The following is a 14,172-nucleotide window of genomic DNA, read 5'->3' on the forward strand; positions in this document are numbered from 1 at the left end:
TCTCCGAGTGGTCCGGGAAGCATCTAAGTTCGGCGAAGATTCAAACGGCGATGTGCGCTTCCTTCGTCCTGTCTCGCGCCGCACCGCACCGCACCGCACCGCAGAACCTTTCATGCGTAGGCGAAACGCATGCAACGCCGCATCTACTCGGCAGCAGCCTGAACATCTCAGCGGAGAATCGGTCAGACTATCTATATGAGCGAGCTATTCTCCCTGTTCGACGGCGCCGCGAGTGAGCCAGAGCCGGCGACGACCGCCGGCCCCGTGATGATGACTCCTGCTCAGCGGGCGGAGCTCAAGGAATTGTTTTCTCAGCTCGGAGTCAGCACGGCTGCCGAACAGTTTCGGGCGGTCCATGAACTCACCGGCGTTCGTATCAGCAACGTCGGGGAACTTCAGGGAGCGCACGCACATCGCGCAATCGAAGGCTTGCGCAAACGGGTGGCATCTCTGGGAACGGTGCGCACGGGAAACTCGTGGGATGACCGCGAGGAACCAACCTGGCTCGACAACTTGTAAGTGATGCCGCTCCTACAAGGCATCGAGAACCTCGACGAGGCCATCCCCTGCACACGCAGGGACGATGCACGAACGGTCGGCGGTCGTTCCACTCGACGAGGAGTAGTGAGGCACCGCGAGAGCAGACGGTAGCATCCGTAGAATACTGACCTCAGGTGCACGGGAGGGTCCCGACCGGGAAACGGAGGTCACATGACCGACCAAGAGAACAACGAACCCGTGACGTCGGAGCCGACCAGGCCTGAGAAGCCTGCCTCGTGCCTTTGACCTACCGACACGCTCAAACCATCGACGGGCCCATGCCCAACGAAGAAGGCTGACCTGACCTGGGTATCGTGCGAGCTCGAGGCCGCTGATTGCACGCAGAGTGTCACTCAACGATGCCGTGGCTCCGTCTGACCTTCGAGCAGACCCGCGGCCGTTCGTGCGTACCTAGCGAGGGTGATGAATGCGCACCCGAATCAGCTCGGCACGATTGTGACGTCCTGGATGCTCGTTGCTACGGCCACGTCGTCCTTGACAGCCCACGCCTGGACCCAGTGATTACCAGCGAACGTGCTTGTCTCAGTGATGGAGTCACCGCTCTGACGAATCTCTCCACGAAAATCGTTGAGGTTCGCAGCCTCCTCCCCTGCGTTCCTTACCTTCCAATAGACGTCGTACGGCTTCTCCACTGTGCAGTCCTCCACTGTGAAGCGCAACTTGCGTCCGATTCGAACATGGTTACCTCGGGCGCTTATCTGACGGAAGCGACCCCCTGCGCGCGTGGTTGCTGCTGCGCGACCGACCACACGTATCCGGTGCTTCGGGTCCAACCGAATGGGAATCCCGAAGTCTTCCGGCAGCCGCTGTTCGCCCGGCGCGACACGCTTCTCGTAGGTCTCCAAAGCTGCGCCGGCCAGCACCAGACTCTCCTTCTTGGCAGCACCGAAGTTGTCTCCGAAGACGCTCTGCCACTTTTCGACGCTTTCTGCGGCGTCGGCGTCGAGAGCAGTCCTCATCTTTCCCGCCCACGTCTTGACCTGACTTTGCAGGTTCTTGAACCCCGACTCCGTGAGGCGGTCCGCGAGGTTCTGACCGATACGGTCGTCCACCCACGGTTTTGAGGTCATCGAACCGATGTACTCGTGCAAGCCCTCCACAAGGGAGACCAGGGTCGTCGCCACGTTTGTGTAGTCGTCGACGCCAGCGAAGCTCCGGACTCGCTCGGCGAGGAGCGCAGCGAGAACGACAGATGGAGTCTGAATCGAGCTGCGGTCTCGAAGGTACTTCACAAGACGAATGACACGAATGAGATGTCCGTTCGTGGCCCGCGCCTGCTCCTCAATCCAGGAGGTGAAGGCCTTCGGGTCGCATCGGAGGAACTCGTTGTTCGTGCGGTGAGTGATGTAAGTACTACCGTCCGCGCGAGTAATGAAGGGAACGACATCGATGTGGAAGTCGCCGGCGTAGTTCACCGTCACGCATCGAGTCTTGAGGATGGTCTTCTCCTCGTACCGCGAGGAAGCTTCGAGCGCCTTCTGCAGTTCCACCGTGTACTTCTTGGGCTCCCAGTCTTCTTGCTCCTCCATCGGGAGAAGCACATCGGCATCGAAGTCGTTCCCGGTGAATGGGCGAATGATGGTCTTGTGGGCAAATGACCCCTGTGGAACCAGCCCGTCTTCGATGACGTCAGCCAAGGTCGAGTCTTCCAGCAGGAAGTCGTCGAGGTTCGACACTCGCGTCTGTAGAGTCTTGATGCGCGTCTGATTGAGGTTCACATAATCCTGCAGGAACAGGTTGAACTCACGAACACGTGCTGTCATCCGACAATCTCCAATGCTTCTTCGTAGGTGCCGTCCGCAGTACGTTGATAGACAACGAACGCAGGGTGTACACCCCGCATGCGATGACGTCCGAGTGCCACTGCGGCAGTAACCGGCACGGAGGCTACGAGGTGGTATCTCTGAGCATGAGGGTGCCGGTGCTCCACTACTGCAAGTAGTTCCCGCCACGCTCTCGCGAACGCATCCAGGTCGGCGGCCGAGTCGATTGCTTCAGGTCCGAATCCGCCAACAACGCGCAGCCGTGCTACTGGGAACGCAGAAAGCGAATCCGGGGCACGCGCGAGTTCCACCTCGCTCGTGACTTCCACGAGTATGGTGACGTCTGTCGTATCTGAGAACTGGCCGCTGTCGTCCGCCAGAATAGCTGCGTACGAGCGCGAGGAGCCCGACCGCTCCGGCCAGGTCCATGCTGTGATGTCGTCGCTACGACGTCGCGGGAACAGCTTTGTCTCTGTCTTGTCGTCTAGTGCGGAACCGAGGTACACGAGTATCGGGATGGGAGCCATCGCAAAGATAGCGACAACCCCAATGTCCTGCGCCGCAAACGCTTCCTGCATCTGGGTCACGACACGGTCGATAGCTGCCTTAGACGCTTCCCAGGACCATGGTTCGCTCTCATGGTGTCTCAGGTCGATGTCGAAAGAGCCGGTACGTGTATCGGCCCCCATCCCCGTCAGCCCGGCTACGCGCAACGATTCGCCTATCTGCCCGCCGGTTGCCGGCGCGACAGTGCCGCGCACGGGCGCCGTTAATCGAAGAACTGTGGCCGGGCGAAGGGTAGCGAAGTCGGTGACCTCTCTGACTCGTCTCTCGTGCTCGGTCTTCTTAGCTCGGAGGAACTTGACCGTATACACGTCCCGATACTGGGCCGAGTCGATGCGCTTGTGGCAGTCGCCGCACAGGAGAAGCAGATTGTCCTCCCCCGCCCGTTGCGCTGCCGAGAGCGTTGATTGCCCTCGGGGCGCTTTGGGGCCGCTGGAAGCTGCGACGTTGTGAGCGATTTGTCCTACGGGAATCGCACGCCAATGCTCGCGCTCGTCCACCAACCACTTCGAACACAGCACACATCGTGCCGCTGCTCGCCCCCAGATACGCTCCCGCACCGACGCGTCAATCGATGTGCGCGCAACCTCTACAGCCGCCTCAGTCATCGGTCCCCCTCCTGGCTTCAGAAAGAGGCTATATGCGACATCCGACACCGACTGCTACAGAGGAACCCCGCATGCCCACGAGGTTCCTCTCAGGAGTATGTCTTGACCGCAACGTAGTGCACAACGATGCGCTTCTTCTTCGGCTCAAGCGCAAAGTGGATTCGCCCGCATTCGTTCAGTTTCACGCCATCACGGACCTTGACATGAGGGGTCGCGTTCAGCACTTCCCCTTCGAACTCGAAAGCGTTCAACCATTTGAACTCCTTCTTCTTCCAATCAGTGATGGTCTGGTCGGTCAGAGCGACGTTGAGTCCCTGCTTTTCCTTGAACCAGTCGTCCAGACGCCCCATGGCGCCCAGGTCGTCGGCGTACAGCGCAACGGCTGCGTGCGCCAGAGCAATAAGCTTCTCGGTCATGTCAGCCGGCTCCGGGTACGCAATGTCCGACCATGACTTACTCGCCCGCTCAGTGAACACGATGTGCGAGGATGCGGCCTTGGCTATGTCTCGAAACGTAGCAGTCGGGTCCTTTTTGGGCTCAAGCGTCGCGATGCGTGTCCAAGGGTCCTCCGGCTCCGCGGGCTCTTGCGCACCGCTCTCCTGATAGGCCTCCCGCCAAATTCTGGTGTCGTTCTGAGACTTCTCGAGTTGAACTTCGAGCTCGCTGATTCGACGGTCCCGGGCGTCCACAGACGTGAGAGCCTCTTCCCCTATAGCTTCGAGCTCGGCTTTCGAGTCCTCAAGAATCTCAATCTGCTGTTTGAGAGCCTTAATCTCCTCCTGCGTGTCGCCGCCTACTCGTGCCCGCTCGGCCCGCTGCAATGCAGTCTGCATCTTCGCTTTGTCCGCAGCGGACTTAGCCTGTCGCCACCGCGCGTCGGTGCCGTTACCGAGCGCAGAAAGCGCCCCTAGCCGGCCTGTCAGTAGACGAAGGATTCCGTCAGCGCCGAGTGTGTCCATCAGCGCTAAGGACACGTCGACCGGCTCAGCCGACATCCCCGGCCAGACCAGCATCAGCCCGCCGAACGGCACCTTGATACTCGGGTGAGCAGCCGTGATTCTGCTAGACACGTCGAAATTCACCGTCACTACCTGGGCCAGGCCAAGAAGCTTCCGCGAGAGCGCCTTCGCCGTCTCCCACATGTCATGAGTTCGTGCGTGCACCAGGACCAAGGGAAGACGTGTGCTCAGCGGCAGGCTTGCCGCGATTTCTATTGCTTCCTCGGGTGTGCGTGCCGTTATGTACTGCGGCAGAACGAGCTGCCCTGCTCGACGAAGGGTCAGGTCTGGGTCGTATGCGAGGGTTCGAACAATACCTGGCTGGAAGACATCCGTCTCCGTGACAGGGACAACCTGCTCGGTAACGTTCTCACGCCCGATTCCGACGCGGAACTGCACCTCGCCATCAACCTCAGAGACGGTGACGCGAGTCGTGAGCTCCAGGGCGGCTTGGTCGGCCGCCTGTGAGACTTCAAGTTTGAGAGCCTGTGTGCCTTCCAGCTCGACGACTTCCCACGTGCCGTGGCGGACGTACGCCTGGCCGTTTACGTACGCGGTCCGCAAAGTCTGGGAGCCTCCGCTGTGAAAGCTATCGCTGGTGAGTGGAGTGTACTCATCTGTGAGCCACTCGGCGATGTGACTCAAGATGCGCTCGTAAGCGTCCTCGCCCGCGACTTCGAACTTCACGACATACAGCAACTGCATGAGTGGACCCTTCCCCCTGTGTGCGTCTCCTGACATCTCTATCGCATGTGGAGGCGCATCGCACAAGAATCTCTGCTCAAGGTGTGGCGGTCGTCAAGGCCCCAACTGTTCGCACGAGCAGCTGCCCGCTTCCGACGACCATGGAGTACGCCGCGCGCCACTCTCGCTGCGTCATCACGTCTCGATGCGCGGCAGGGATGCGCCAGCGTGTGTTGAGAATACTGAGGTCACCGGTTGGCAGGCACAGCGCCAGAAGGTCTGCCGCAGCGAAGCCTTCTGCCGCAATGTGAGCACTTAGCTGAGGCGAGCTCGCAAGATTTTCGCCGCTTGCCTCGCGTATCCCGCGGATTTGACCACCGAACGTCTTGAAGTAGCGCTGTGCGGGCGCTTGGAGTTCCGCCTCCGTGAAGGCCTGGGCAAAGGTAACCCGATGAAGCAGGTGCTCCAATGCGGCACACAACCCAATCACGGGGCCACTGAAATCTCCCGCGCTGTCTAACTGGTGTCCTAGCGTGTCTGCGGTAGCCAGCATGGTGCGCTCTTCGGCGTGGAGCTTCTTCCAGCAGTCCTCGCCGATGAGCGTCCGCATCCGCTCCAAACTCGGCGCGATGTCCGCGCTGTGTCCTGCTGCCCAGGTGGCCAACGCGGCCTGTACCGCGCCAATTGTGGACTCTTCATCGGTCGCGCTACCCCCTAGCGGTGGCTCGAATCCCAGGGCATCTAGGACCACGTTGACCACTGCGTCGAAGGTCGCGTCCGAGGCATCCTCATCAGCTGCTGGATTCAGGGCCGCCCAGACGAGCTGACCATGGGCTTTGTCCTCGAACGCAACAGGGGCCGGAGCCACCGTGCTGGTGGTGTAGGTGAGTAGGGCCCCACGAGGCGGATGCACCTCGAAGTTCTCGAAATAGCCCAGAATCTTGTACAGTTCCTCGGCAGGGGGCCGATGACGTCGTCGAAGTTTCGGGTCCACGACGACGAGCCGCATTGACTCGGCCCCACGTGGGGTGACGGCGACTACGATGTCCGGAATTCCGCCTAGCGGCGCTCCGTCCGAAGTATGCCAGCGAGCGGACCGGGCCGCATCGATGCGCGTAATCGACGTCTGGAAGTAGACCCGCACCGTGCCCGCGAACATGGCGAACTCGAACACCGGTGTACCTCGTCGCCTGAGTCGCACTTTCGGTTCTGGAACGTTCAACGCAACCGACAGACGTATCGCAAGCTGGCGAAGACACCACAGCTCGAACAGCTTAGGGTCAAACGTCTCGTCATATGCCGCCACGTCAAGGTCACCTGCACTGAGTACAGGCTCACCCGAGAGATTGCTGGCTACCCAGTCAGCTAGGCGAACGAAGGGAAGCGGGTTCGCGACCTCGCGGCGACGCACGCGTCTTCTCACCGTGCTGACCAGCTGCGTGACGCCGGCTGACGTGCGGACTGCTCTCGCGGCCTTCTCAACTCCCCCGAAGGGAGCGCGCTGCAGGTCCCTCTCAATTCTGCGGGCCAAAGACCGGGCGACGTGGTAGTCCGTCGAATTCACCGCGGCTGCGGCCCTGGTGGCTGCGTGTCGCAGCTCGCGGACAACCCAGAGCCCGGCGTACGCGCCAAGGATGTTTTCCGGCGTGTTGACGCCGCGAGCGACGTCAATGACGGGGAACGAAATGTCACCGCCGCCCCCGTGTGGGCGTGTCACCCAGCGGTTGATGTCCAGAACCCCGGATAGGTGACCTGTTTGTTCTGCCCGAACACTCTCGTAACGAAATGTCGCTTCTCGCTGAGCCTCGGCGAGAATTTCGAGAAGTTTCCGCCCCGAGGCGATGGCTACACGCAAGCGCAGGCCGGGCAAAGCGGGGTCTGCTTCGTCCGCAGCGCCCGCCCCCGCCGCGCCGTCGTAGTCGGTCGATGCGTGGCCTAACGAGAAGTAGACGCCCAGCATCGGGAGCGCACCCGCCAGAGCTGCGCGACGCCCTTCGACGGTAAACTGCCCGCTTCGAGGCTCATCTGTGTTCTCGACTACGTCGACCGCGAGAGTCATGTCGCGTGGGGGTCGATGAGCTGCTGTACCGCTTGTGCAGCATTCCCCAGCGCACGGTCAGTGAGGACGCTAGCGGCGTTGCTGAGTTGCAGTTCATCGAGCAACGCCATCTGGGGAACGATGCGGTCTGCGACCGCCCAGTCGAAGGCGCTGGTCGCGTCCAGCCCGGAAATAGCTTGCAGGGCGGTAACTCTGAAGAGGTCGACAATCTGCGCTGTCCCGACCGGCCATCCTGCAGCAGCCGTTTGGGGACGCCGGAGAGCGGGAATCAAGGCGCGCGCATGGTCAAGCTGCGGGGATAGCTGGGAAGTGAGCTCATCCAGCTCCGGGATGATGAGCGAGCCCGAGTAGGTGTCCAACAACCACTTGTGCGCGGTTCCCAGCGCGTTGTTGAGTTCGGCATCGATGTCGGACGCGTCGGGCACGCCCACCGAAATGAACTGAAAACGGCGGATGAGTCCCTGGGAGATGGAATTGACGAAGCTGGTGTCGAGGTCGTTCATCGATGCAATGATGCGGAAACGCGCGGGCACCCAGAGAAGCTGCCGACCTGGCTGCTCGAACCAGAGGTCGAGCGGGCTCTGCAACAGGTTGTCCGGGCTCACCGATGAGAGCACGGTATACAACGACCCAATCGCCTTGTCGATGTCCGCACGATTGAACTCGTCGATGAGCAGCCACGTCGCTTGCGGACCCTCATCGGACTCGGTTTCGTCGTTTCGGACCACTGTTGCGCAGGCGAGTACGGCGGCTGTGACGTGACCGTACGCAGGATTGAGCCCGCCGTCCGGGCCCGGGCGAAGCCCACCAACAACCTGGTAAGGGGACCACTCACTGGTGGCGGTGCTCTCCTGAAGGGCCACCTCAAACGCCGAGGCGAGGGCTCGTGCCAGCGTGGTCTTGCCGGTGCCTGGGGGGCCTTGCAGCACCAGGTGTCCGACGAGTAAGGCGGAGACGCAGCGACGTACGAGGTTCGCTGCATCCGGAAGTGCGATGTTCTTGGACTCCAAGATGTCCAGCACGGCCTGGGTAAGTTGCAAGACGTCCACACCACGCATCGGGATGGGAGACACGTCCTTCGTCCACGCGAGCGAACCTGTGGTCGACTCAGCCTCGTCGTTTGTCTTCACGTTGTCTTCCGTCTCCGAGTCGGTGTCGTTGCCAGACTGGGCACCCTTCTCGCGAAAGAGGTCGAATCGTGCCGTAGCGCTCTGCTGCAGTTGTTCGACGAGGACCGGTACTGATGTCGAGGCAGCGCGCAGTGCTGCCGGGGCGATGTCTTTGATTGCGTAGAGAATGTCGTCATTCTCTGGCTCGTCCTGCCAAAACGGGCCAGCAAGTAGCCCCAGTTCGTTGGGGTAGTCAGGGATGCCCGGCACGTAGAAGTCGTCCAGCCCTACTGCGGAAACCGGTACGTTCGCATCGAACCAGTCCAGATAGTCGCTCAGCTCCGTCATGTCCTCGTGCCGCGCAAGCCACACAGCAAGGCTGAATCGAGAAACCCTCTTCACGCCTTCGTCATGCAAAGCATCGGCAGCATTGAGCCGCAACGACGTCCCTACGCTCTTTGCGCCGCCCGGTTCGCGGACCACGTCGAACACGCCAGACCCCAGGGAGTCGCGTGTCCGCTGTCGCTGCAGAGTGGACCCGGCATACGTTTCCTTCACAAAGACGGGAGGCTTAGCCCAAACGGCGAGATACGGGCTAATGCCGTCCGCCAGGCGGAAGCTTTCGAGTGCCCAACGTTCGTGTCTTGTTCCGAACCCGCGAATCATTGGAGTGAGCGTTGCAGTTCCGCTGGTCGCACCCTCCCCAAGATGGAGCGCGTGAAGAATCGCAGGAATCGTGACGATTGTCAGCGCATGACTGCCGGCAAGGTCTTCTGCGGCGGCAGCGAGCAACTCCGGTGAAGCGTAAGGCACACCGGCACTCTACCGAACCGCTATGCCACGCCCTTCGAAGAGGCACTCAGTGTCTCCGCGATGTGGTCACAGAAAGTTGGATTGAGTTCAATCCCAATTGCGCTTCGTCCCTCATCGAGGGCGACGTCCATCGTGGTTCCTCCGCCGACGAACGGGTCAAGGACCATTCCGCCCTCGGGGCATCCAATCCGAACGCAGCGACGCACGAGTTCTCGCGGATAAGGGGCATAGTGCGTGCCTCGAGCTATCGAGTTTCGCTCGGGCTCTATGTACCACACGTCCTCTTCGCCTTGAAGTCCTGCCCGGTCGAAAAAGTACTTCGGGCTCTTCGAGAACATGAAGATGTGTTCGTACTTACGCCACGGACGGTCCTTTGCCGTTGGCTCAGGGATGCTGGTTTTCCGCATCCAGATGATGTCGCTGCGAAGCGTCCATCCGGCTTCCTGCATGGCCAACGCAACGCGCCATGGAATGCCGATGAGTGACTTTCGAGGAAGCCCAAGCCCGGGCCCATCGACAGCACGCAGCATCGACATGCGACGGCTGCGATGCTTGGGGTCAGTGCCGTGGGGCCGCCCTTTGGCGTTGTAGTACGTGTCGCCGAGATTGAGGAACAGCGTCCCGGTGGATTTGAGAGCTGGCTTCAGAGCTTCCATTGCATCGACGATGTTCGTCACGAACCCGTCGATGCTTTCCTCCATCCCAATCTGGCCATCAACGTCGTAGTCCCGCTGCCAGAAGTACGGCGGGCTCGTAACGACGCAGTCCACGCTGTCTGGGGTCAGTAGCGACGATTGCTCGCGGCAGTCACCTTGAAGAAGGGTCCACTGCTGAGCATCGCGAGTTCCTTCCGCGTGTACGTTCGCGCCGCGAACGTCGGGGGCATCACTCACGTCGTCTTCCCTGCTGATGTGTTCCATATGCTGGCTACTCCTAGGCTAATGCGTGCCCACCCTCTCCAGGGTTCCCACGCCGCTCCCGCAGACTGCTGGCGGGGCCATGCGCGACAGTACTGAGGAGGTCTGACATCACGACTTCACCGACTATGCGCGGGCCGCACTCTGGGTCGGTGACACCGGCCGCATGGGGTCCTGTCTACGTCCCTGGTGACTCGCTACTCGCTCGACGCCTGCGCATCGAACAGGCCAGGTATCGGGCGGAGGTCTTGCAGCTCCCGACATGGGGAAGCACTCCTCAAGGACGTCCGCTGGGGTCAATCCTCGACGCCGAGGCCGCCGCAGCCGGATACAACTTCACAAGCGCAACCGCGCAGAGTCTGTACATGGAGCGCAAGACTCTCGGCTGGGGAGTTGACCCGACGCGCATCACGACGAATATGACGAGCAGTCAGGCACTGCTGTTCAACCTCTTCGGGGAGTTCGGGGGCGATATGGAGTGGGCCGTCAGAGCGACCAATCTGTGGCTCGGGCGTACTGACGCTCAGTCGGTCAAAGCTATTCATCTCGAGTACGCGCCCCGCCGCCTCAGCACATACCTCAATGACCACACCATCGTCGATGCCCTTGTCGAAGTCGAAAGCGAAGCTGGGCCGGAGCTTATCGCATTCGAGTTGAAGTTTGCAGACCGATTCTCGTCGAGACGCGTCCCCTTTGACCGCAACCCTCGCTACCAGGAACTCGCCCGCACAAGGGCGCCCTGGCGTGCTCCCCTGAATCGACTGGTTACCCCGCAGCTCAACCAGCTCACTCGCGTGCACGCACTCACTGAACGGTCCGCCGAGGTTCTCCATCCCGACAAGGATGTTCGGTGCACTCTCCTCGTCGCGTGTCACCCTGATGATGTTTCGGCGGGTAGTCACGTGGAGAGCTACCGCGGCACACTTTCCCGTTCGGATTCCGTGCACCTCGTTACCCTCGACGCGCTCATCAATGCGATGGAGTCGAGCGGCCCGAGCTCATCCTCCGTTCAGCAGCTCCGAGCCCGGTACCTGCCTTGAAGCCTCTACCCCATCGACACTCGCTTCAACTCCACGTAGTATCGAACATCTATTCGAACGAGGAGTGCTCCATGCTGACCAGTACACGCGAAGACATCCAGTTATGGACGGACGAGACCGGAACTCCCGCGCGCCTGGTCTGGCGGGGCGAGCGCTGGCGGGTCATCGACCGCCCAACTGAGAACGAAACGAACGGTGCGCTCTGGGCGACATGGCGGTTCACCATGCGCAGTGACGTCGACCACAGAACTGTCGTGGGAGATGTGGAGCGCACGGCGCATCAGTGGGCCTTCATCGCCGCGTACGAATGACGCAGAATCGTCGATACAGCGAAGGCATCGAACGCGAGATTGAGAAAGTCGCAAACGCCTACGAGCGCCGTGGAACTCCAATCTCGCTCAGCGTCGATGAGGTGCGCGGAACCGGGCGGCGAAGGGACCTCGACCAATCCCCAATCCCCGTCACCGCATGGGTCAGACACCGCGTAGTCCTCGACGAAACGAAGCTCCTGGATGCGCTGGTCGTGGCCTACACAGACAAGGCCGTCCTCCTGAAGTACGCCGATGCGGCGGGAAACGTGCATCACGTGTGGGTGTGGGCGGGTGCCGTGCGGCGACGCTAGCCTTGCCCCAGGAGGACAGATGACAGAGACGCAAGGCCGACGCTCGGCGCGTGTGCATGCCTCAGTCATCGCAAAGTGGGTGCGAGCTGGGGACGCGAGCAGGACCTACCGAGCGTTCATGCAGCTCAGCGACGACCTCGCCGCCGTAGGCGCTCCGACGCGTGTGTCGCTGACCGCCGAGCCGCCGGAATCCACGAAATCGCGTTGGGACGACGCCATCGCAGGACTTGTCGAGCTACGACTCGAGGAGGCGAGAGTCTCTCCGCCGACATGGGTCCGCGAGGCAATCGGTCGCCCAGACGAGCAGTGGGAGCCCCAACGGTCCTCACTCCCGTTGACCTACAAGTCAGACCCTTCGCTCGTCCCAGACGCGTTCCTTCGGCGAGGTGTGCTGATTGAGGCAGGCGAGCTAGAGAGTGTCTAGTGGCCCGACGAACCCACACTCATTCTCATTACCGCGAGCACAGCGCACGTCGATGCAACTCCGCAGCGCAACGCCGCTCGCACTCTCCCGCTTATCAGGCATAAGGTCGCAGCATGTGCGGACGCTTTGCGATGGACGCCACGACTGACGTACTCATCCGCGAGTACGTCAGCGAGGGCGGCAAGCCTGAGGACTGGTGGGCCGAGTGGCACGGGTCTTTCAGCATCGCCCCGACCGATGATGCGGTCATTGTGCGAGACCGCGGCGACGGCCGTCTCTTTGAACGCGTCCGGTGGGATTGGGAGAAACCAAAGAACCGACCCCGCGGCGGGCCCATCATCAACGCACGCATCGAGAAGCTCTCTACCGGGTTCTGGGCACCCGCGCTCTCGGCGGCACGCTGCGTGGTACCCATGCGCGGGTACTACGAGTGGACGGGCGAACCGGGCGACAAGACGCCGCATTTCCTTCACGGCGATGGTCTGCTCTCAGCCGCAGGGCTCACCTGGTCGATGACACTCCCCAGTGGCCAGCAGTCGCGCTGCTTCGTCGTCGTCACCCGCGAAGCTCGAGACGCCGGTGGGGAGGTCCATGACCGCATGCCAGCGTTCCTGACTCCAGATGCACTCGAGGCCTGGCTGACCCCCACCAAGGTGGTGGGCGCCGCAAAGACGGAACTGCTCGCGATACTCGACCACGGGTCGGCCGACGTCGCCTCCACGATTCGCCATCACGTCGTCGACCGTCGCGTCAACAACGTTCGCACCGCGAATGGGAGTGACCCCGGCCTCATCGCCCCTCGCTCCCCGGACAACGGAGCTCTAACCCTAGACGCCGATTTCAGCGCACCCGCCTGCCCAGAGTGCGGAACCGCCATGCACGATGCCCCGGATGGGTTCAGCTGTCGGGGGTGTGGACGAGTCCTGACTGTGGAGCTGCCTGCGACGTACCGCTATCCCGACACCGAGGACGACGCCATCACCGATTTCCGCACGAGTCGCTAGCCAGTACGAGAAATTGAGCCCCCGGCTGCACTGGCTCCGTCCGGTCTCAACCGGCGTCCGTACGAATGTCCGTGGGAGCCGGAGGGCTGCGAGCATGACGCTCACACGCCACACCGACGAACAGTCGAAGTTCCTGGCCCTATTGCAGGACAAGCTCGCTCGCCAGAACCGTGTTCTTCACATCGGGCATGTGAACCTCGCACTCGCGGCAAGAGAAGCCTCATCCTTGATGCACGTTGTTACCGCGACGGTCTTTGGATTCTCCCTGGTGGCGGCGATATCAGCACTGGCCGCCGCGGTCGGCGGAGCCGCAGTGCGGTCCGTTAGCGTACTCATCATCGTCGGTCTCGTCACAGCTACAGGGTTCTTGTTCTTTGGTGTCCTCTGGTTCCTCAGCCGGCATGTGCAGCTGGCCGAGGCGATGCTGCAGATTACGCTCGCCGAGCAAGAGGACCACCGAGTCCTCGCCGCGCTACGGGGTCGAGCACGCCGTTCAGCTCTGGGCTCGCTGGCATCGTTCGGCCCGCAGTGGTCGAAGCCGTCGTTTGAGTGACCGATTTGGCGCGGAGCGCACCCAACCGAAGGCCTGAGACGCGCCCATGCAATGAGGGTCGTCATATTCATGACGGCGTGCGCTGTCATCCTCACGGTGGTCACAGTCATCAGCGGCCGAGCCCTGGGCGCTTCTCTCGCTACGGCAATTTAGACGCGCCGTGCACAAGCGGGTCTGAGCCCCCGGGTTGCGTGTCCCTCCCCTACGACCTTGCAGGGAGCCATCATCGACAGGTTGTTTGGGGAGAGAGACCTTCGTCGAAAACATCGATATACAGTGCAACCCAAGAACGTGGGCAAGCACAAGCACATCCCTCGGTTCGAGCTAATCGCGCCGGGGCCTCTGCCCTACTGTCAGCTAGGCAGTAACGGCACGGTATGCTTTCGAGTTCATCTGATTGAGTAGTTGGTCTTCTGAGCAGCACCGTTATTGCCGTTGAGCAGCACTGTGTCT

11 protein-coding genes are annotated in these 14,172 nt (G+C 61.5%); 5 read left to right on the forward strand and 6 right to left on the reverse strand.

From position 1 onward, the window contains the following. The first annotated feature begins 195 nt into the window (after nucleotides 1–195). Nucleotides 196–519, forward strand: a complete 324-nt coding sequence (locus tag OC372_RS18450) for a hypothetical protein (protein ID WP_262003568.1) — start codon at nucleotides 196–198, stop codon at nucleotides 517–519. Nucleotides 520–980: 461 nt separating this feature from the next. On the opposite strand, the gene OC372_RS18455 is transcribed toward OC372_RS18450, so the two are convergent. The 6 genes from OC372_RS18455 to OC372_RS18480 all read right to left on the reverse strand — a co-directional run bounded on the left by OC372_RS18455 (nucleotide 981) and on the right by OC372_RS18480 (nucleotide 10,079). Further along, on the reverse strand, nucleotides 981–2,324 hold the full coding sequence (locus OC372_RS18455; RefSeq protein WP_262003570.1) for an SMODS domain-containing nucleotidyltransferase: 1,344 nt from the start codon (nucleotides 2,322–2,324) through the stop codon (nucleotides 981–983). Beyond that, nucleotides 2,321–3,199, reverse strand: a complete 879-nt coding sequence (locus tag OC372_RS18460; protein WP_262003572.1) for an SAVED domain-containing protein — start codon at nucleotides 3,197–3,199, stop codon at nucleotides 2,321–2,323. Before OC372_RS18460 ends, OC372_RS18455 begins: the two co-directional genes overlap by 4 nt. Before the next feature lie 386 nt (nucleotides 3,200–3,585). Then, complete coding sequence (locus OC372_RS18465) at nucleotides 3,586–5,199, reverse strand: hypothetical protein (RefSeq protein WP_262003574.1); 1,614 nt, start codon at nucleotides 5,197–5,199, stop codon at nucleotides 3,586–3,588. A 76-nt stretch (nucleotides 5,200–5,275) separates the two neighbouring features. Continuing rightward, the gene (locus tag OC372_RS18470; protein WP_262003576.1) at nucleotides 5,276–7,237 is read right to left on the reverse strand and encodes a hypothetical protein; all 1,962 of its coding nucleotides are present in this window, start codon (nucleotides 7,235–7,237) and stop codon (nucleotides 5,276–5,278) included. Then, the gene (locus OC372_RS18475; protein ID WP_262003578.1) at nucleotides 7,234–9,159 is read right to left on the reverse strand and encodes an AAA family ATPase; all 1,926 of its coding nucleotides are present in this window, start codon (nucleotides 9,157–9,159) and stop codon (nucleotides 7,234–7,236) included. Before OC372_RS18475 ends, OC372_RS18470 begins: the two co-directional genes overlap by 4 nt. A gap of 20 nt (nucleotides 9,160–9,179) precedes the next feature. Next, nucleotides 9,180–10,079 (reverse strand): DNA-methyltransferase, encoded by a 900-nt coding sequence (locus OC372_RS18480; RefSeq protein WP_262003580.1) that lies wholly within the window; start codon nucleotides 10,077–10,079, stop codon nucleotides 9,180–9,182. Between the two features lie 125 nt (nucleotides 10,080–10,204). Between OC372_RS18480 and OC372_RS18485 the strand changes: the two genes are divergently transcribed. The 4 genes from OC372_RS18485 (at nucleotide 10,205) to OC372_RS18500 (ending at nucleotide 13,719) form a co-directional block, all read left to right on the forward strand. Next, nucleotides 10,205–11,116, forward strand: a complete 912-nt coding sequence (locus OC372_RS18485) for a PGN_0703 family putative restriction endonuclease (protein ID WP_410054876.1) — start codon at nucleotides 10,205–10,207, stop codon at nucleotides 11,114–11,116. 71 nt (nucleotides 11,117–11,187) lie between these two features. Further along, nucleotides 11,188–11,427 carry a hypothetical protein gene (locus OC372_RS18490; RefSeq protein WP_262003584.1) on the forward strand — a complete coding sequence of 80 codons (240 nt, stop codon included), beginning with the start codon at nucleotides 11,188–11,190 and terminating at the stop codon, nucleotides 11,425–11,427. An 848-nt stretch (nucleotides 11,428–12,275) separates the two neighbouring features. Next, nucleotides 12,276–13,166, forward strand: coding sequence for an SOS response-associated peptidase (locus tag OC372_RS18495; protein ID WP_262003587.1), 891 nt, complete (start codon nucleotides 12,276–12,278; stop codon nucleotides 13,164–13,166). Between the two features lie 94 nt (nucleotides 13,167–13,260). After that, nucleotides 13,261–13,719, forward strand: coding sequence for a hypothetical protein (locus OC372_RS18500; RefSeq protein ID WP_262003589.1), 459 nt, complete (start codon nucleotides 13,261–13,263; stop codon nucleotides 13,717–13,719). Nucleotides 13,720–14,172: the final 453 nt, after the last annotated feature.

The organism is Microbacterium sp. Mcb102 (assembly GCF_024519805.1).
GTDB lineage: Bacteria > Actinomycetota > Actinomycetes > Actinomycetales > Microbacteriaceae > Microbacterium.